This window comes from Streptomyces sp. NBC_01176 (assembly GCF_045039825.1).
Lineage (GTDB): Bacteria > Actinomycetota > Actinomycetes > Streptomycetales > Streptomycetaceae > Streptomyces.
The window spans coordinates 1,273,856-1,291,624 of record NZ_CP108600.1 but is presented as its reverse complement, the minus strand read 5'-3'; the positions used below and the strand labels follow the sequence as shown (position 1 = coordinate 1,291,624).

The 17,769-nt window shown below is 69.0% G+C and carries 13 protein-coding genes, 1 tRNA gene and 3 pseudogenes; 9 read left to right on the top strand and 8 right to left on the bottom strand.

The window, feature by feature from the left end:
* Positions 1–42: 42 nt before the first annotated feature.
* Both OG199_RS05365 and OG199_RS05360 read right to left on the bottom strand, forming a co-directional pair.
* Positions 43–1,674 carry a serine/threonine protein kinase gene (locus OG199_RS05365; RefSeq protein ID WP_405828279.1) on the bottom strand — a complete coding sequence of 544 codons (1,632 nt, stop codon included), beginning with the start codon at positions 1,672–1,674 and terminating at the stop codon, positions 43–45.
* 192 nt (positions 1,675–1,866) lie between these two features.
* Positions 1,867–3,084, bottom strand: coding sequence for a 4-hydroxybenzoate 3-monooxygenase (locus tag OG199_RS05360; protein ID WP_405828277.1), 1,218 nt, complete (start codon positions 3,082–3,084; stop codon positions 1,867–1,869).
* A gap of 560 nt (positions 3,085–3,644) precedes the next feature.
* Between OG199_RS05360 and OG199_RS05355 the strand changes: the two genes are divergently transcribed.
* Together OG199_RS05355 and OG199_RS05350 are read left to right on the top strand one after the other, a co-directional pair.
* Positions 3,645–4,133: a DUF4265 domain-containing protein gene (locus tag OG199_RS05355; protein WP_405828275.1), complete on the top strand. Its 489-nt coding sequence runs from the start codon at positions 3,645–3,647 to the stop codon at positions 4,131–4,133.
* 715 nt (positions 4,134–4,848) lie between these two features.
* Positions 4,849–5,097: a hypothetical protein gene (locus tag OG199_RS05350; protein ID WP_405828274.1), complete on the top strand. Its 249-nt coding sequence runs from the start codon at positions 4,849–4,851 to the stop codon at positions 5,095–5,097.
* A gap of 493 nt (positions 5,098–5,590) precedes the next feature.
* Here the strand turns inward: OG199_RS05350 and OG199_RS05345 are convergent, their stop codons facing one another.
* Together OG199_RS05345 and OG199_RS05340 are read right to left on the bottom strand one after the other, a co-directional pair.
* On the bottom strand, positions 5,591–6,367 hold the full coding sequence (locus OG199_RS05345; protein ID WP_405828272.1) for a polysaccharide deacetylase family protein: 777 nt from the start codon (positions 6,365–6,367) through the stop codon (positions 5,591–5,593).
* An 11-nt stretch (positions 6,368–6,378) separates the two neighbouring features.
* Positions 6,379–7,779, bottom strand: a complete 1,401-nt coding sequence (locus OG199_RS05340) for an MGDG synthase family glycosyltransferase (protein ID WP_405828270.1) — start codon at positions 7,777–7,779, stop codon at positions 6,379–6,381.
* 142 nt (positions 7,780–7,921) lie between these two features.
* Here OG199_RS05340 and OG199_RS05335 point away from each other — a divergent pair, with 142 nt between their 5' ends.
* Both OG199_RS05335 and OG199_RS05330 read left to right on the top strand, forming a co-directional pair.
* Complete coding sequence (locus tag OG199_RS05335) at positions 7,922–8,356, top strand: BlaI/MecI/CopY family transcriptional regulator (RefSeq protein WP_356799206.1); 435 nt, start codon at positions 7,922–7,924, stop codon at positions 8,354–8,356.
* A 4-nt stretch (positions 8,357–8,360) separates the two neighbouring features.
* On the top strand, positions 8,361–9,410 hold the full coding sequence (locus tag OG199_RS05330) for a M56 family metallopeptidase (protein ID WP_405828268.1): 1,050 nt from the start codon (positions 8,361–8,363) through the stop codon (positions 9,408–9,410).
* Positions 9,411–9,838: 428 nt separating this feature from the next.
* Here OG199_RS05330 and OG199_RS05325 read toward each other — a convergent pair.
* Together OG199_RS05325 and OG199_RS05320 are read right to left on the bottom strand one after the other, a co-directional pair.
* Positions 9,839–10,009: pseudogene (locus OG199_RS05325) on the bottom strand (DUF4262 domain-containing protein); the annotation flags it as partial.
* Complete coding sequence (locus tag OG199_RS05320) at positions 9,963–10,187, bottom strand: DUF4262 domain-containing protein (RefSeq protein ID WP_405828266.1); 225 nt, start codon at positions 10,185–10,187, stop codon at positions 9,963–9,965. The gene OG199_RS05320 and the pseudogene OG199_RS05325, both read right to left, overlap by 47 nt.
* Before the next feature lie 293 nt (positions 10,188–10,480).
* On the opposite strand from OG199_RS05320, the pseudogene OG199_RS05315 reads away from it, so the two are divergent.
* The 4 genes and pseudogenes from OG199_RS05315 to OG199_RS05300 form a co-directional block, all read left to right on the top strand.
* A pseudogene (locus OG199_RS05315) lies at positions 10,481–10,621 on the top strand (GntR family transcriptional regulator); the annotation flags it as partial.
* Positions 10,622–11,020: 399 nt separating this feature from the next.
* Positions 11,021–11,121, top strand: a tRNA-Val gene (locus tag OG199_RS05310).
* A gap of 239 nt (positions 11,122–11,360) precedes the next feature.
* Positions 11,361–12,537 (top strand): annotated as a pseudogene (locus tag OG199_RS05305) (IS701 family transposase).
* Between the two features lie 138 nt (positions 12,538–12,675).
* A protein-coding gene (locus OG199_RS05300; protein WP_405828265.1) for an IS5 family transposase occupies positions 12,676–13,556 on the top strand; the annotation gives its coding sequence in 2 pieces (ribosomal slippage) (positions 12,676–13,036 and positions 13,036–13,556; 882 coding nt in all).
* Positions 13,557–13,631: 75 nt separating this feature from the next.
* On the opposite strand, the gene OG199_RS05295 is transcribed toward OG199_RS05300, so the two are convergent.
* Complete coding sequence (locus tag OG199_RS05295; RefSeq protein WP_356809758.1) at positions 13,632–14,183, bottom strand: DinB family protein; 552 nt, start codon at positions 14,181–14,183, stop codon at positions 13,632–13,634.
* A 1,838-nt stretch (positions 14,184–16,021) separates the two neighbouring features.
* Here OG199_RS05295 and OG199_RS05290 point away from each other — a divergent pair.
* Positions 16,022–16,591 carry a DinB family protein gene (locus OG199_RS05290; protein WP_405828263.1) on the top strand — a complete coding sequence of 190 codons (570 nt, stop codon included), beginning with the start codon at positions 16,022–16,024 and terminating at the stop codon, positions 16,589–16,591.
* Positions 16,592–17,039: 448 nt separating this feature from the next.
* Here the strand turns inward: OG199_RS05290 and OG199_RS05285 are convergent, their stop codons facing one another.
* Positions 17,040–17,372, bottom strand: coding sequence for a hypothetical protein (locus tag OG199_RS05285; RefSeq protein WP_405828261.1), 333 nt, complete (start codon positions 17,370–17,372; stop codon positions 17,040–17,042).
* Positions 17,373–17,769 lie beyond the last annotated feature (397 nt).

Below are 17,769 nucleotides of genomic sequence, written 5' to 3'. Positions count from 1 at the left end.
GACCGGGCACAAGCGGGGCGGGCCGGCTGTCGTGACCCGGGATCACTCCGCCGTGAACGTGAACGTCCGCAGGAACGTGTCCAGCGCCCGCTGGTTGGCGGCCGTGTCCCAGTCGGCCGCCGGGGTCGTCCACCGCAGGGAGAACCCGCGCTGGTCCTCGACGAGGAAACCGCGCCCGAACGTGCGCTCGCGGACCCCGTCGGACGTGGAGAGCCACTCCATGTCCGCGCCCCGGTAGCCGCGGTAGTCGACGGACCGGATGCCGCCCACCCGCTCGTAGTCGATGGAGTCGCCCCGCAGGGAGGTGTCCACCTCGTTCCAGACCGCGACGGGGTCCGGGGTCAGCCGGGTGCTGTAGGTGACGGTCAGGGTACGCGGGTCGCCGCTCGCGCCGAGCAGGACACGGTAGGACTGGTCGGCGGAGCGCTCGGTCCGCAGGGGTGCCCAGCCCTTGGGGAGGTCGATGGCGAAGCCCTGGGGTGCGGTGAAGCGGAAGAACCCGGCCGGCGGATCCTGTCGTTCGGTGCGGGAGGGGGACGGAGAGGGGGAAGTGGACGGGGACGACGAGCGGGAGGCCGAGGGGGTCCCCCGGGGATCCGTGCCCCCGGCGGTGGGAACGTGGGAGGCGGTCGGCCGGCTGGGCGCGGAGGTGGACGGCGCGGAGCCCGACGCGGACGTGTCGTGCCCGGACAGCCCGCCCGCCGCGGCGAGTCCGGCGAAGCAGACGACCGTCACGGCCAGCGCTCCCCCCAGCAACACCGGCCGGCTGACGGGCCGCCTGCCGCGCAACCGTCCCGGGCGCGCGCCTTCGAAACCGGCCTCCTCGAACAACGGCAGCGTCCCGGTCGGCTCCCAGTCGTCGAGCTCCGCCTTGAGGATGCGCGTGAGCGCCTCCCGTACGACCGACTCCGGCACCCGCTCCACTGGATCCCGGCGCAGAAGCCCCTGGATGGCCGGGCCGAGCGGCCCGGCGTTGAGCGGGGCCCTGATGGGCAGCCGCTCCACGGCGCGGAACGTCGCCTCGAGACCGCCCCGGTCCCGGATGAGCGGCCGGCCCTCGACCATCTCGTACATGATCGCGCCCAGTGCCCACAGATCGGTGGCCGGTCCGCCGCCCTCACCGCGGGCCTGTTCGGGCGAGGCGTACGAGGGTGCCGTGACACGGGGCGCGTCGGTGGCTCCCATCAGTCCGAATCCGCCCACCGTGATCCCACCGAACTCCTCCACCCACACCTGCCCGGGACTCAGGTCGCCGTGCGTGAAGCCCTCTTGATGCGCGGCGCCCAGGACCTCGAGCAGATCGAGGCCGATGCGGGCCGTCCTGACGTGGTCCACGGGGCCGTGCGCGAGGAGTGCGCTCAAGGGGACGCCCGCGGGCCTCGCGGTGACGGTCCACAGGAACTCGTCGTCCTCGACGACATCGACGACGACGGCAACCCGCCCGGAGCAGACCAGACCCAGCGACTCGGACTCGCGGGTGATCCGTACGGCGGTGCGCAGCCCGGCCTCCTCGCGCAGGTGGTCCGGACGCCGGGAGCGGGTCAAGGTGACGAGGCGTCGGGACTCGACGTCCTGGCCGTTCCAGCTCTCGCGTCCCTCCTCCTGGTGGACGACCTCCAGGAGCCGGTATCTTCCCGCGACCGACTCGTCCGTGGAGACTTGCACCTTGGCCATGGTCATCCCTCGCTGCACAACGGGCACTCACCTTTCCCGTTGGTACGGCGGGTGTGACGGTGGGTGTTCAAAGGCGGGCGATTCCCAGGTCCTGTTTTTCCTGAATTTATTTCATGTAGCGCACATGTACGAACAGTTCGGGCCTGTTCTCCCATCGGCCCGCCGTGCTGCCGTCCGGTCGTCCGAGGCCGTTCAGCTCACGGTGGCCTTGCCGATGTACGACGCGGCGAAGGTGGCCGCCGCCGCGGGCGAGTCCAGGATCCGCCGCAGCCGGGCGCGCGCGGCACCCGCCCGGAAGGGATCGCCCGAGGACGGCCCGTGCAGCAACTCCGCCAGCCACTGGGAGAATTCCTGGTACTCCCAGACCCGCCGCAGACAGGCCGCCGAGTAGTCGCGCAGACCGCTGCCGTCCCCCGTGTCGCAGTACGCGACGAGGGCGTCCGCGAGAAGCAGGGCGTCGTGCAGCGCGAGGTTCATGCCCTTCGCGGCGATCGGCGCCACGAGGTGAGCGGAGTCGCCCGCCAGGAACAACCGCCCGTACGCCATCGGTTCCACGACGTAGCTGTGCATGTCGAGCACGCGCTTCTCGATCAGCCGCCCCTCGGTCAGCGGGGGCGCCCCGGCCACCGCCAGCCGGGCGTGCAGCTCCGACCACACGCGGTCGTGCGACCAGCGCTCCGGGTCCTCACCGGGTGCCACCTCCAGGTAGTAGCGGGTGACCTCCGGACTGCGGGCCATATGAGCGGCGAATCCCCGCGGGTGGACGCCGAAGACGACACAGTCGCTGGACGGCGGCGCCTCGGCCAGCAGCGCCAGCCATCCGACGCCGTAGTCGTGACGGGCGACGGTGCCCCGCCCGGGCGCCACACAGGAACGGGTCACTCCGCGGGCGCCGTCGCAGCCGGCCACGATCTCGCAGTCGACGCGCCGCCGTTCGCCCGTCGCAGGATCCGTGTACAGCACCGAGGGCTCGTCGCCGTCGAGGCCGTGCAGGGCCACGTCCTTCACCCCGAACCGGATGTCGCCGCCCTTCACGTCGGCGTACGCCCGCACCAGGTCGGTCACCAGCAGCGGCTGCGGATAGACGAAGTGCCGCTCCCCGGTCAGCTCGGCGTACCGGAAGCGATGGCGTTCGCCGTCGATGCGGAACTCGCAGTCGCTGTGCGCCTGCGCCCGCTCCACGAGCCGGTCCGCGAGCCCTCGCTCGCGCAGCGCCCGCACCGCCCACTCCTCGATGAACCCCGCGCGGGGCCGCTGTTCGACGAACTCCCGGCTCTCGGTCTCCAGAACCACACACCCGACGCCCGCCGAGCGCAGTATGTTCGCGACGGTGAGCCCCGCGGGCCCCGCGCCGATGATGACGACCGGGACACGCCGCGTCGGCGCGGAAGTGGGGGAGGGCTTGATCATCTGTGCATTATGTCGGTGGCCCGACAACCCCTGGCAGGGTCTGCACAACCCTCTGACACTTCCTTCGCCGACGCGCCGCGACCTCCTCGACGCCGATGCCGCTCAGGCGCGCCATGAGGTCCCAAGTCACCTTTGAACTCCGGGCGGACGCCGGTGCATGCGTGGGCGGAGCGGATGAGACCACCGGACTCTGAGACCCCTGCCCGCTCGACGATGGCATCGACCGGGGAACAGCGGGGCGTCAACCGGCGGACCCGCGGGTACCAAATCCCTTCCGCCTGTGGTCAACGGGGCGGCGGTCTCGGAGCCACCGGAGCTTCCCGAGCTGAGGGCTCCGAAGACCGCTGCATGGGTTGCTCTGGTCGACGGCACACGCTGACAGCGTGGCTGAGGCCGGTGGGGGTGCAGCGAGACACACGCCTGCCCGGTCGGTTGGCGCACCCGCCGTCGTGGCCAACTGTCACGGGCTGAGGCGCAGGCGATCCCGTCTTCCACTCCGCGCTGGTGTACCCGGTCACCCGGCTGCGGTCGGCGTTGCAGCGCTGGGCATCCTTGTGGGCATGACGATTTCCGACGGCGGGCCGTACGTGAAGGTGCACTTCCGGCTCGAGGTCAAAGACAACTGGCCCCCGGCATCAGTGGAGAGCCTGTGGGCGGTCGATCAGGGCGACGGCACCGTGCGGCTCGACAACATCCCGTGGTTCGTCCGCGGCATCGCTTGCGGGGACATCGTGGTCACTGAGCCCGACGAGGAGGGCGTGCGATGGGCCGGCGAGGTGGTTCGCCGCTCCGAGAACTGCACCATCCGCCTCATCGTGTTCCGTGACGGCGGCTCGGGTGCCGCACGGCAGAGCGTGATCAACGCGTTTCAGGAACTCGGCGTCGACGGCGAGGGCATAGAGCGGTTCGGCATGGTCGCCCTGGATGTCCCGCCCACCGTCGATCTCGCCAAGGTGCAAAAGCTCCTCAACCACGGCGTAGCCAAAGAGTGGTGGGACATGGAAGAGGGCTGCATCACCGCGCAGTGGCGAGCCGCGTCCGTCGGTTGATGCTCCTCCTGTGTTCCACGCCGGGCCGTTCCTGGGCCGTCCAAGGTTGCTCGATGATGGCCAAGGACGACCAACGGCGGACGACCAGGCTCAGGTGCCCACTGCCCCTGAGCAGGGAATAAGCAGGTCCCCGATCCCCGACCAGACACAGGGCAAGAACAAGCCGAGGCCACGACAGTAATCGGCCGGCCAGGACGGCTCGTTGCGCTCACGATGGGCGGTGTGGACCGGTTGCGGCACAGCGCCTGGCAGTACGTGGCGGAGCTACTCCCACCCGAGGAGCTCCCGATGCTCGCTGCTCATGCACTCGTCGAGCGAACTCCCGGGACGGGAGAACGATCTCAGGACCTCGGCCCACTCGTTGACCGCCTCCACCGATCTCGGATCCGCTATGGGTGTGCCGGGTCCGGGGCGCGACTGACCGACTCGCCTGAACGCGCACCTTGCCAGACCGGTGCCAGATACTGCTGGGAACCGCGGGGAATGCGGTCACTCACCCAGAAGCTCCCTCAGATCATGACGCGGCTCGGCAGCAGGCCAGCGGGACTATCGAGTCAATGACGGCTCGTCGCAGTCGAGACGCCTCGCTGAGCTGGGGACCAGCTGGAGACCCAGTAGACCTGACCTGATCTGCGCACCCTCGATGATCCCGACCACCAGGCTCACGAGGCGGTGCTCACCGGGCCCCGGAGTCATTGCCAAGTAGGTTCCGGGCATGACTACTTCTCCTGAGCACGTCGAGAGCAGAGAAGACTTGGCAGCCTTCGTTCGTTCCCTGCGGCGCAGCCGCGACGAGGATGGCGGCTCATGGGAGAACCCGGACCTCCCGGGCTTCTTGGAGGCCTTGGCGGCATGGATCGACGACGCAGACGGCTGGTACAGCAACACCGGACGCGAGCTGCCACCCTCCGGTGACTGGAGGTTCTTCGCACGAGCCCTGCGAGCGGCGACCATCTACGAGTAACCAGGGCCGTGTCGAATACCTGTCGAAGTGGGGTGGCAGGCCGTCGTCGGGGCGAGTGATTGCCCAGGCCAGGGCCCGAATGCGGGCGGACGGGCAAAGCGCCGTCCAGCCGACCACAGCCAGCGGCGGCCCGAGACGGCGAGGTGCTTCAGCTGCTGTGGCCGTGATGCCGCGGGTGGCGTTCACCAGCGCGACCAAGGAGAGCGAGGCGCGCCCACACCTTGCGGGACCTAGTTGGTCCGGGCGGGTTCTGCCTCCTTCCGCAACTCAGGGGCGTGCGGCGTGCGTTGCGGGGCGAGGAAGATTCCCATGACCGGGATGACGTACACGGCCCAGACGACCACCTGGAGGACGGTCGGGTCGGGCTGGAAGTTTGGTAGAGGACGCCCTGGCGGCCAGCCCCATTCCTTGTGGAGGGTCTTCCAGTCGCGGCGTCTGGGCTCGGGGCCGGGGCGCCGGAGCCGCCCATGCGGTGCCGGTGCGACAAGCGCTTTCAAGGTCGACGGCCGCTGACGCCGCGACAGGCCGTTGCCTTCCGCGTCAACCCGTAGGCGTCGTCGCGCCATCCGTGTTCGCACAAGGGGCCCACCTGGTAGCCCTGTCCTTCGCAGGTCTCGAGTATGTGGGGGAGGGCCCCCAGGGTCGCGCGCCAGGCTTCAGGTGCGGATGTGCAGTCGGAGTCGTGGAGCAGGATGGTGCCGCCGCCGTCCAGGTCGGTGGTGACGACGCGGTGGACGGACTCGGGGGTGGCGTGTGCCGTCCAGTCCTCTCCCCAGCAGGTCCACAGCACCGGGGTGAGGCCGAGGCGGTGTGCGGCGAGATGGGCCGCGGTCGACATGACACCGTACGGCGGCCGGAAGAGGCTGGGCGTTTGTCCGGTTATGGTGGCGACGGTGTCGCGGGCTCGGGCGAAGTCGTCGTACGTGGCGCGAGGGCCACGGAGGAGGAGCGGGCGGTGCAGCCAGCCGTGGACGCCGATCTCATGGCCGGCGGCGGCGATCTCCCGTACGACGTCCGGAAAGCGCTGGGCCTCTCTGCCGAGCAGGAAGAAGGTGGCGCGGACCTCGCGTTCCGCGAGCAGTCGCAGGAAGCGCGGGGTGGACCGCGGGTCGGGTCCGTCGTCGAAGGTCAGGGCGACGTGGTCGGGGCGGCCGCGGCCCGAGAGACGGGGCATGGCGCGGTTGCGCAGCGGTCCGAAGGTGGAGACCACGGGTGCGGCGTGGGCGGCGGCGAGAACCGGCAGGGCGGCCAGTGCGGCCGTGCGGAGCATGCGGCGGCCGGTCACGAGTGGCGGCCTTCGGGCCCCGTGCCGTGGTTGTCCCCTGGGTGGAGGTCGTCCAGGTCGAGGCTGTGGCCGATCGTCCGCACCAGGGTGGGTCCGTCGAGCGCCGTGGCGCCTCCCGTGACCACGGCACACGCCCATACGGCGCACGCGACCGCGGCCGTGGCGGCGAGCCGACGAGGTGCGGGGCGTGCCCGGGTGACCGAAGCCGAGCCCTCCCGCGCCGGGCCGCGCAGGTGCCGACGTGCGATCTCTGCTGCCGGACCCAGGTCGGGAGTTCGGGTGAAGAGGGCGAGGGCGGCCTCGCGCTGCCGCGCGCCGAGTGGGCCGTCCGTCAAATCGGTCAGCACGTTCTTGAGATCCGCCGGGTCGCGGATCCACGCGGCCACGCCGGCCTCGTGGAGCGCTGCGGCGTTGGTCAGGCCGTGGCCAGGTATGCAGCGGTAGCTTGCGACCGGCAGCCCCGCAGCGAATGCTTCCAGCGAGGTCAGACCGCCCGCGTTCTGCACCAGGACGTCGGAGGCGTTCATCAGGGCGGGCATGTCGTCGACCCACCCGTAGGCGTACTCGATGCCGTCGGCGCGCAACCGTGCGGCCAGCGCCTCGTTGCGTCCGCAGACGACCACCGGTACGGCCGCGCCCGAGTCGCGCAGTTCCAGGGCCACTTGCCGGACAGGCCCGACGCCCCACGATCCGGCGACCAGCAGTGCCAGCGGGGCCTTCTGCGGCAGGCCGAACCTTTCGCGTGCCCGATCACGTTCCGCCCCGGTGCAGGGCCGGAAGCGCGGATCGGTGACCGGCCCGCACACCTGAACGGTCCGGGCGCCGGCAGCACGCGCCTGGGCAGCGGTGACCGGATGGGCGGCCAGATGCGCGTCCACACCGTCCGCCGCCCACAGCGGATGTACGGAGAAGTCGGTCAGGTAGGTCAGGACGGGAACGGCCAGCCTGCCGTCCCGGCGCAGACTGCCCAGTACCTGGCTGGCCCCGGGGTAGGTGGAGACGACGGCGCCGGTACCCGGGTGCAGGGCGCGCAGCACCCGGCGTTCGGTCGCGCGCAGCAGCGCCCGTGCGGCCGGGCCGCCGCCTCCGGCGCGCTCACTGCTGGAGTAGATCCGCTGATAGGCCCATGGGGCACGGACGAGCATCCGGTGGTAGCCCGTCCGGATCGCCGGGCCGAGTCCGGCGGGCAGCAGGTCCAGCAGGTCGTGGCGGTCCACGGCGAACCCGTCCGCCGTGAGGCGGCGGGCCAGTTCGGCCGCCGCGCCGTCGTGACCGGCGCCAACGCTCGCGGAGAAGATCGCGATGCGGCCCGTGTGCGCCGTCATGGCCGTACGAGGGCCCGGCGGCAGGGCACTCGCGATCACGCGTCCGGGGACCATGCGTTCGGCGTGGGGCATGGGCTGTTCCTCCACCGTCAGAGGGCATGCGGGATCTACAACATGTAGTAGTTCACGCTTTGAAGCCCGGAGCATACCTCCTACAATTAGTAGGAGATCGCCGGGTAGTCTGTCGGGAAGGCAGGAGCAGGGGAGACGGACTGTGAGCGAACCGAGGGAACAGGAAGCCTCCGGGGGATCCGGCAGGCGGGCCCGCGGTGAACTGGAGAGCGATGTACTCGCCGCGCTCTGGGCTGCGGACGGTCCGATGACTGCTCGTCAGGTACGGGAGCGCCTGGCAGCCGGCCTGGCCTACACCACGGTTCTGACGATCCTGACTCGTCTCCACGACAAGGGCATGCTGGTCCGGCGCCGAGAGGGCAGGGGATACGCCTACACCCCGGCCCGGGACGAGGCTTCGCACACCGCTCGGCGCATGCGGTCGCTCCTGGAGGAGGGACCGGACCGCGAGGCGGTACTGACCCGCTTCGTCTCCGAACTGTCCGACCAGGACGAGGAACTGCTGCACAACCTGCTGTCCGAGCACGACGCGCGCGGCGGCCGCGGCGGCGGCGAGACGTCCGACGGAAGGCCCTGAGCCGGTGCGGATCAGCGTCTACGTTCCGTTCCTCGTATCCGCCCTGCTCGCCCTGCTGGCGCCACGTCCGGCGCGCCGGCTGGCCCCGCGCCCCGCCGCGTGGGCCCTGGCCTGCGCCGCGCTCGTCACGGCGGCCGGATGGACGGCATCGCTGGCCATGTTGGCCTTCACCGGCGTCGCACAGATACCCCAGGTCGCCGCCGAAGGCCACTGGTCGGTCCGCGCGGTGCGAGCGGCTGACCCGGTGCACCTCACCGTCGCGGCCGGCAGCGCGCTCCTCCTGGCCGTGAGCCTCGTCCTGTTCGCCGTGGCCGCCCTGCGGCACCTTCGCCATGTCGCCCAGGCCCGCCGGGAGTGTGCCCGGCTGCCCGGTGACACCGAGCTGGCCGTGGTCGACGACGACGTACCGCTGGCGTTCGCGCTGGCGGGGGCGCCCGGACGGATCGTGGTGTCCCGGGGCATGCTGCGATGCCTCGACGACGACGAACGCGGCGCTCTGCTGGCCCACGAGCGGGCGCATTTGAACGCCCGGCACCATCGCTTCCAGACCCTCTGGCGGCTCACGGCGGCGGTGAACCCACTGCTGCGGCCGCTGGTGGACACCGGCGCGTACGTGCTGGAACGCTGGGCGGACGAGGAGGCCGCCGCGCGGGTCGGCGACCGCACGGTCGTCGCTCGCGCCGTCGGGCGAGCCGCGCTGGCGTCCGCCAGGGCGTCACGCCCCAGCGTCCTGGCGGCGACCGGCGGGGTCGTTCCCCAGCGGGTACGGGCCCTGCTGGCTCCTCCTCCCACGCGCCGAACCCTGCCCTTCGTTGCGGGCGCGCTGCTGCTGGTCCTGTGCTTCGTGAGTCTGGCCGACGCCGCGTCCGACAGCGACGAGATGGTCGACAGCGCCAAGCGTGTGCAGTGTGCCGCGCACGGCGCACATGCCACCGCGGCAACTGCCGTGACGGATCACCGGGACCAGCGGCACGACGTCTGTCGAGGCTCCCGGGAGACCGTGACGAGCTCCGGACGCACCATGTACAGCCGAGCGGTACGTGCGTGCACATGACCTGGGCGGTGCGCGCGCCCCTGTAGCCGTGCCAGTACACGCATTCTCGATCCCCGTCGGGAAGCCTCCTCAAGGAACCGGACTGCCATGGTGTCGCGTCTACGCTCGTGTTTTCACGGCAACGGGCGCTCGGCAAGCGAGCCCAAGCTGCGTGTCAGCCAGATCTACCTGAGGGGGACGCATGAACATTCGGAAGCACATCGCTGCCGTGGCCCTGTCTGCGGTTCTGCTTGGTGGTGCTGTCGCGATCGCCCCGGCCGCGAGCGCCGCCAACTATCCGCACCAGAACTGGCCGTGATTTCGGTCCACGAGCCGGTGGTCTCGTCTTTTGTAATCCAGAGCAGTTGTTGCCCTGTTCGACAGAGCTCGTCTGCGCCTTCTTCCCAAGGAAGCCGCCTGTCCTTGTCCGGCCAGAGCAGCTGCGTGAGCGGCAGTGTCGGGGGCTGGTAGAAGTCGATGCCGGCGCCGAAGAAGTCGTGGTACCAGCTGGGATGTATGGGCCGGACGGCCACGTCGTAGCCGTTGAGGACGTCTCCCCGGCGCTGCTCGGGCTCAAGTGGGTTGCCGTCCTGTATTGCTGCCCCAGCGGCGTTCGACACGCGTTATCGCGGTCTGCGACGGCAGGCCGAACACGCTTACCTCGGGACTGCGCAGTGTGTGCCAGAGACCGACGGAGTAGCCCCAATCGCCGGGGGCATCATCGCCGGCCACGCCCATGATATGCCAGCCGAAGTCCGCCACGCTCTTGGCTATGCGGCTGTCGCGTTCCTCCGACACGGGGCCGCCCCATTCCGCCGGGGCGCTGAGGAGGGGCGCCGTCCATTCGAGGAGAGTAGGAAGGCTCGCGCAGGGTGGGGTCGTCCGGGGTGGCTGTACGGCCGCGAAGTACCGCAACCCCAGCAGCTGGCCCGACCGGTAGCGCCACTCCGGGGCCGTGAAACGACCCGGATGAGATCCGGCTAGAGCTACGGATCAGAGGTTCGCCATGCCACAACCGGGCCGGATCGGGCGGGGACTCACGGGGAACTGCGACTGTTTGCGGGGCCTGAGCCGGTACCCGATCGGCACCCGGCATCCAGAATGCCGCTCTTGTCGCACACATTCGGCGGACGCACTACAGCGACGAGGGGCGGCCCGTGGAGACTGCGGACATCGTGGTGCCCGCCGTTCACTGCGAGATCGTCTACGAGATCCCGATCAACCGTCCATAGCGGCCTGCCGGACCCCGGAGCAGATTTGCGGGTGTCGTGACTACTTTCGGCGTCGGATGTACCAACCGGCCACCAGCACGATGAGGATGGCAACGACGAAGGCCCACACGGTTGTTGCGCCGTGGTACGAACGGTAGGCAATCAGAGCGAGCATGTTCGCGCGGATACCCCGGGCGTAGGGCTTCAGCCGACCTGGCCGCCTCTTTGTCGAATGCGTGCCGAAGGTGTCGCACGTCCGGGGTCGTCAGTCGAAGAACGCGGGTCAGAGGGCGTGCGCCGGTGATCTCGCCAAACGCCTTTTCAGCGCTCGGTCGTTCGGAACGTGCCACAGCCGTGCCACATCGTGCGGTCAGCCACGGTCAACGACGGCTCGCCGCAGTCGAGATGCACCGATGAGCTGGGCGGGCGTCACAGCGGCAGCGACCTGCGTGTCCACGCCCCCGATCACGTCCGCCCTTACATGGCGGATGTCGGCGGTTCGAAACCGTCCGCGCCCACCAGGTTCGGGATGCGAGAGAGTCCCAGGTCGGTCGGTGTGAAACCGGGTGCCTGGGCCTTGATTTTTTGGCTGCTGGGGGCCGCTGTGCCGCTTACGTGCCGGCTGGTCCGTAGGGAGTCCGCCTGGCTGACGCCGCCGGGCCTAGTAGTGCTTCGTTAGGTCTTTCCGTTTGTGCTGATCAAGAGCATGTTGGGGTGTGTGGATGCGTATGAACTGAACTGATTACGGGCGGCGTTGGCGATGTTTGTGGCGGATGTCTTCGCCTCGGTGCCGCGTAGGGATCAGCGGGCCAGGGGTGAGTGCTATCTGCGGGGGCTGATGTTGGATGGACGGCGGAAGTCCATCCAGCCGATGGCCGAACTGGCTGCCGGACGGGCAGGCCCTGCAGCAGTTCGTGAACCAGTCGCCGTGGGATCCGCTGCCGGTCAGGCAGCGGATCGCCGAGCGCCTGACCACAGTTGTCAGTCCCGAGGTGTGGGTGATCGACGACGTGTCGTTCCCCAAGTGCGGCAAGGCGTCGGTCGGTGTGGCCCGCCAGTACTGCGGAGCACTCGGGAAACGGGCGAACTGCCAGGTCGCGGTCAGTGTCCATGCCGCCGGCGACACCGCATCGTGCCCGCTTGAGTGGCAGTTGTATCTGCCGCGGGAATGGACGGACGAGCCGGACCGCTGCCGCCGGGCAGGAGTCCCCGACAACGTGGTGCACCAGGAGAAATGGCGTCTCGCACTCGATCTCCTGGACACACTCGCAACGTGGCAGCTGACAGCGCCGGTCGTGGTCGCCGACGCCGGCTACGGCGTCAGCACCCCCTTCCGGCTCGGTCTCGAAGAACGGGGCCTGTCCTATGTGCTGGCACTGAACGGGAAGGAAGTCGCCCACTCCGAGGATGCCGAGCCGCACCGGCCCGCTTATGGCGGGCTCGGGCCGCCCACCCTTCCCCGCTACCGCACCCCGCCGCGAGCGATCTCCACCCTCGTGGCGGAGGCGGGTGCGGAGCGGTTCACCGAGGTGACCTGGCGGCAGGGCAGTAAAGGCGCGATGACCTCACGGTTCATGGTGCTGAGCGTGCGGCCCGCGGGCACGCGGTCCCTGGCCGCCGCCCAGGAAGCCGGCGGCGGCCGCAACCGGTGGGACGGCGTTCTGCCCGCCCACACCGTCCTGGTCGAATGGCCGGACGGCCAGGACGCCCCGACGAACTACTGGATATCGAACCTGGCCGCCACCACACCAACCGCCGACCTGGTGCACGGCCTGGGCCTGGACCACTTCGAGGGCCGCACCTGGCGCGGCTGGCACCACCACGTCACCCTCGTCACCGCCGCGCACGCCTTCCTCACCCTCCGCAGGCTCGACCCAAAAGTCCCGGCACCAGCCCGAGTCTCTACCAGACGCTCGACGCACTCCAGGACCTGCTGAGGTGCTGGACCGGCACCTGCACCACCTGCGGCCACCCCCTCAAAACCAGCAGAACCAGACCAAGAACCTAACGAAGCACTACTAGAGCCTGTCCGGCAGATCATGTGACTGTCGGGTCTGCGGCTCGTTGTTGTTGGCATGGGGCGGGGGGATCTGACGAATGCCGAGTGGGTCCGCTTGGAGCCGCACCTGCCGGCGTTAGGACGGCGTGGCGGCCGGTGGAACGACCACCGCAAGGTGATCAATGGAATCCTGTTCCGGGTCCGGACGGGCATACCGTGGCGGGACCTTCCCGAGCGTTTCGGTAACTGGAAGACCGTCTATGAACGCCACCGGCGCTGGTCGGCGGACGGCAGATGGGACCGGATCCTGCGCGCCGTCCAGACCGACACCGACCTGGCGGGCCGTATCGACTGGAGCATGGTCGGCGTTGATTCGACATCCTGCCGTGCCCACCAGCACGCGGCCGGAGCCCGGAAGAAGAAGACGCGCATCCCGAAAAAAGGACCACGCCCCGGCACCACCGCCCCGACGAAGGACTCGGACGGTCCCGGGGCGGACTTACCTGCAAGATCCACCTCGCGGGCGAAGGCGGCTGCCGCCCGCTGGCCTTCCTCCTCACCCCCGGCCAGTGGGGCGACGCACCACAGATGATCGAGGTCCTCGAACGCATCCGCGTTCCCCGCTCGCAAGGCGGTCGCCCCCGCACCCGGCCGGACCACCTAGGCGGCGACAAGGCATACAGCTCACGCCGCAACCGACGCTACTTGCGAAGACGCCAGATCAAGCACACCATCCCCGAACCGAGGAACCAGCGGGCCAACCGCAAACGACGCGGCAGCAAGGGCGGGCGGCCCTCCGGCTTCGACAGTGAGATCTACAAACGCCGCAACGAGGTCGAGCGGACGATCAACCGGTTCAAGAACTTCCGAGCCGTCGCCACCCGCTACGACAAGAGGGCCTACGTCTTCCACGGCACCGTGGCCATCGCCGCGATCCGCTTATGGCTCCGGCCGTGATCACTCGACAGAAACTCGCCCTTATCAGGGGTGAGCATGATGAATGCTGACCATCCCTCCAACCCGTACTTCAGTTCACCTCGGCGGATCCTCGCCCGTGAGCCCGTCGACGGATTCACGGATGAGGTCGGCGTGACCGGCGTGGCGGGCGTACTCCTCGATGAGGTCAAGGAGAATGCGGCGGAGGTTGGGCCGTTCGCCGCTACGGGTGGTGTAGGCGCCAAGTTGGTCCAGCCCGCCCGTGCTGAGCGCCTCGTCGACGACGGCACGGGAGCGGGCGACTGATTCCCGCCAGAGAGCGCGCAGTTGCTCGGGGGTGTCCTCCGCAGCGGAGCGGTAGTCCCAGTCGGGGGTGCTGTCCCAGTCGACGGTGTCCCAGGGAGCACCGACGGGGGAGTCGAGCCACAGCCGGGCGAAGTGACTGTCTTCTACGTGCGCCAGGTGCTTGAGGAGGCCGCCCAGAGTGATGGTGGACGTGCCGAGTGTGGCGCGAAGGCCGGAGGCGTCCAGGCCGGAGCATTTCCAGGCCAGGGTAGCCCGCTGCCGTTCGAGGGCCCCGAGGATGGCTGCTGCCTCGGTGCCGGCGAGTGGAGGTTCCGTCCAAGCTTCGGTTTTGCTCTCAGTCATGGCCGCAGACCTTAGCGAACAGAGCTGACAGTGCGGCCGCCGAGTGAGAGGCAACGAACCAATCACCCAGAACCACAAGATCCGCCGGACAGGCCGTAGGCCTGTGGTGAGGAGAGGCGCGTTGGTGTCGTACCTGCGGCGCCGAACCCGGTCACGGTCGACGTCGACAGCGAGATGCGCCGGCAGCTCTCGAGCTGCCCCACCGTCCGGATGCCCGGCGGGGGTCTGCGGACCGACGGCGCGGTAGAACTTTCCCTACTTCATCAAGGCCCATGCACGGCGCGGGCGCACGCCGCCTCTGGGGCGCGGCCTGCCTCCTGTCTGCGCCCCGGCCGGCCGCGCCCGGTATCGCGCTGCGTGCATGCGGGCGAAGCTTGGAAGTCATCCGCAGGCCGAGAAGGTGCCTCCGGCGGGGGCGTTCAGACTCCGGGATGGATGGGCGCCGCTCGCGAGTGCCGGCAGATTCGTTGTGAGCGTTGTGGGCTGCCATCCCGACCACCGTCGACCCAGGCAGAGCCGAGCAGACGAGGCCCCTGGCGTCCAGGTCGTTCGTACAGTGGCGCGCTCCACCTGGACGCCAGGAACCACGCCCGCTCCATGGTGTGCGGGTCGACGGCGGACGGGCTGGAAGCTGGGGCAAGTGGTGGGTTGAGATTGTTGGTTGAGTGATCACTCTGCAAAAAAGCGAGGGGGCTGCGGTCGGCGACATGTCGGGTGCATGATGATCCCATGACGTCTTGGCTGAGCACCCGGAGCACGGGGTTGCTCATACTGATCTCGTGGGCGATCACACTGACAGGTGCCCTGATCGGAATCGCATTCACCCGAACCTTCCTTGACCACCCGCCTCTAAGGCCCTTTGCCTCTGAACTCCCTATGGCGGTAGGTGGCAGTCTCTTCGTCGCCGTCGCCACCGCCATGAGGTTGCGTCGTAGACGGCGGCAGCAGGACCAATGAGGTGGAGCACGTTGCCGTACAGCAGAGAAGCACGGCAACCGCTACGACCGCAGCTGGCCATCACTCCACGTACGCAGCTGGCTGGCCGACTCAGCAAGCCTCAGCGACCGCCGCGCCCGTAGTGCGCATCGAGGGGTCGTGGCACGGTCTCCGGGCCGTGCCACTTTCGGGCCAGAACGCACGGGGACTCAGGGGGAACAGGGGCTCGCCAGGGGGACGCCGTCAGTCTGTTCCCAGGGCAGGGAATCCCCAGGTCATGCCTGCGATCGCCCAATCTCGCTCCTAAAGCGGTGGTCTGCACGTGGCGGGTGAGATCATCCGAGGATGTCAGACGCGCAACTTCCCCTCAGGCTGGACCCTCCAGCGGATCCGCGACGTATTCGGAGACCGGGAGGCTCATGAACATCGTGGGAGGAATCACCATGATGTATTGGGTTGCTGCTTTCGTCGCCAGAGCGAACCGCCCGGCCGCCCCCATCCTCAACTTCTCGCGAAGGCTCGCCGTTCGTCGGCGGCCCGCCCCCTTGCGTATACCTCGTACAGTCGGCATACCGCAGGAATCATGGACCGGCAGCCCATATCGACACCACGCTTTGAAGCTCAGTAACTGCGTGACAACGCCGACGAACAACGGCGGACGCCCACGCGCACCCACGGATCATCAGCGCAGGTGAGACGCGCACCAGCCCAAGGCAACGCCCCCACCCAAGTTGCTTCGGGACGAAGAGGTCCCTCGGTTCAAATCCCGCCACCCCGACAGGTCAAGCATCAGGTCAAGCTCAGCATCCTCACCCCTCCGGTCATTTAGGTCAGTATCTGACCTCCATGCCCCCTAGCGTCCTCCTTGCCCGGCACAAGACGAACCACGGAAGGCAGCGACCATGAGCGAGACCGTGACTGTCAACGAACTGGCCACCCACGACTCGGCCCCTGAGCCCACCCCTACCGGCGAGCGCGCCGACTTGCTGGAGGCGCTGGCCAACCATCGTCACTTCCTGCGATTCACTACCCGTGACCTCACCGACGAGCAGGCCGGGCGCCGGACCACCACCAGCCAGCTGTGCTTGGGCGGCCTGATCAAACATGTCACTGCGGTGGAGCGATCCTGGGCGCAGTTCATCCTGGACGGCCCGTCGGCGATGCCCGACTTCACCAACATGACCGAGGCCGACTGGGCCCGACGGTCTGACGAGTTCCGGATGCTGCCTGGCGAGACGCTGATCGGCGTGCTCGCCGACTACGCCGAGGTAGCCCGCCGAACAGACGAACTGATCGCCACCCACCCCGACCTGGACTCCACACAACCTCTACCGAAGGCCCCGTGGTCCGAACCGGGCGCCCGATGGTCGGCCCGCCGGGTACTGATGCACGTCATCACCGAGACCGCCCAGCACGCCGGCCACGCCGACATCATCCGCGAGTCCCTGGACGGCGCCAAGACCATGGGTTAGCCAGCGGCGCGGCAGGGCGTATCGCCCTCTTCCTGGGGGCGATACGCCCTGCGATCCCGCAAACGCCTTCGCCTCCACGATCCGCGGGTCAGGGACGTCAGCGAGCCAGATGACATCTAGTCCTGACATCAACGCGCGCGAACGTCGGCGTATCAGTGCAGCTGATGGCGCACCCACGAACGGCGGTACGAAGCCGCTATGCAGGCCTCGAAGGGCCGCCGGATCGAACTCCTAAAGCGGGTGTCGCGCACCCGTCCCTGGATACGATGTCCAGCACCCGACGCGTATTGAACTCCTGCACGACACCAATCTGCGGACCAGATCCCTGCGGTCGGAATCGAGCGGATCGTAGATCTCGGCCAGTCGCGGGTGTCTGTGCGGCCGAAGGTATGCGGAGGACGTGGAAGGGGTGCCCTCCCCAACAGCGGAAGTGCACCCCCAAGGACGGTCAGCGGTGGTCGTGGCGGTGGTGACCCCAGCGGCCGTCGTGGTCGTGGCGGTGGTGACCCCAGCGGCCGTCGCGGTCGTGGCGGTGGTGACCCCAGCGGCCGTCGCGGTCGTCGCGGTGGTGACCCCAGCGGTCGTCGCGGTGGTGACCCCAGCGGCCGTCGCGGTGGTGACCCCAGCGGCCGTCACGGTCGCCGCCCCTATTGTCGTGACCACGGTCGTGCGTGGCATGAGATACCACCGAAGGCGCGGCGGCGGCGCTGGCGCCAGTGGCGCCGCCTACCAGGATGGCGGCCGCGACGCCCAGCGCGGCGGCAAAACGGGAAACCCGCATTCCGTGCTCCTTTCACGGCAGGTGCCAAATGCGCCTGCCTGGGTCGGACATATTCATCTTGACGTCCGCAATGCACCATTGAGTCCGACTCGCCGTCAAAGACACCTCATGTAATGTAAAATCGTGATTTGGGAACCGGCGCTTGGAGTGTCGTCGTCACACGCGCGCGTACGAGTGGCTCCCCCGTCCACCAGGGTCAACTTGCACCCCACGATCCCGCCGAGCTCGCGCTCCCCTACGACCCCACCTCTCCGCGAGTACCTCCACCAGAGGCAACCCCCGCTCCGACTCGTCCCGCCGCACCGGTCCGGCACATGCGGGTAGGCGTCAGCGCCCGTGGACCATCCCTGGACATGCAGCCGTCGAGCACGCAGAAGCGGCCCTGTGACCAGCAGCG

Bases quoted from the DNA above. Each gene is read 5' to 3' on its own strand.
- OG199_RS05360 (WP_405828277.1), bottom strand. From the start codon at position 3,084: ATGATCAAGCCCTCCCCCACTTCCGCGCCGACGCGGCGTGTCCCGGTC.
- OG199_RS05350 (WP_405828274.1), top strand. From the start codon at position 4,849: ATGACTACTTCTCCTGAGCACGTCGAGAGCAGAGAAGACTTGGCAGCC.
- OG199_RS05365 (WP_405828279.1), bottom strand. From the start codon at position 1,674: ATGGCCAAGGTGCAAGTCTCCACGGACGAGTCGGTCGCGGGAAGATAC.
- OG199_RS05290 (WP_405828263.1), top strand. From the start codon at position 16,022: ATGAGCGAGACCGTGACTGTCAACGAACTGGCCACCCACGACTCGGCC.
- OG199_RS05285 (WP_405828261.1), bottom strand. From the start codon at position 17,372: ATGCGGGTTTCCCGTTTTGCCGCCGCGCTGGGCGTCGCGGCCGCCATC.
- OG199_RS05355 (WP_405828275.1), top strand. From the start codon at position 3,645: ATGACGATTTCCGACGGCGGGCCGTACGTGAAGGTGCACTTCCGGCTC.
- OG199_RS05295 (WP_356809758.1), bottom strand. From the start codon at position 14,183: ATGACTGAGAGCAAAACCGAAGCTTGGACGGAACCTCCACTCGCCGGC.
- OG199_RS05340 (WP_405828270.1), bottom strand. From the start codon at position 7,779: ATGCCCCACGCCGAACGCATGGTCCCCGGACGCGTGATCGCGAGTGCC.
- OG199_RS05345 (WP_405828272.1), bottom strand. From the start codon at position 6,367: ATGCTCCGCACGGCCGCACTGGCCGCCCTGCCGGTTCTCGCCGCCGCC.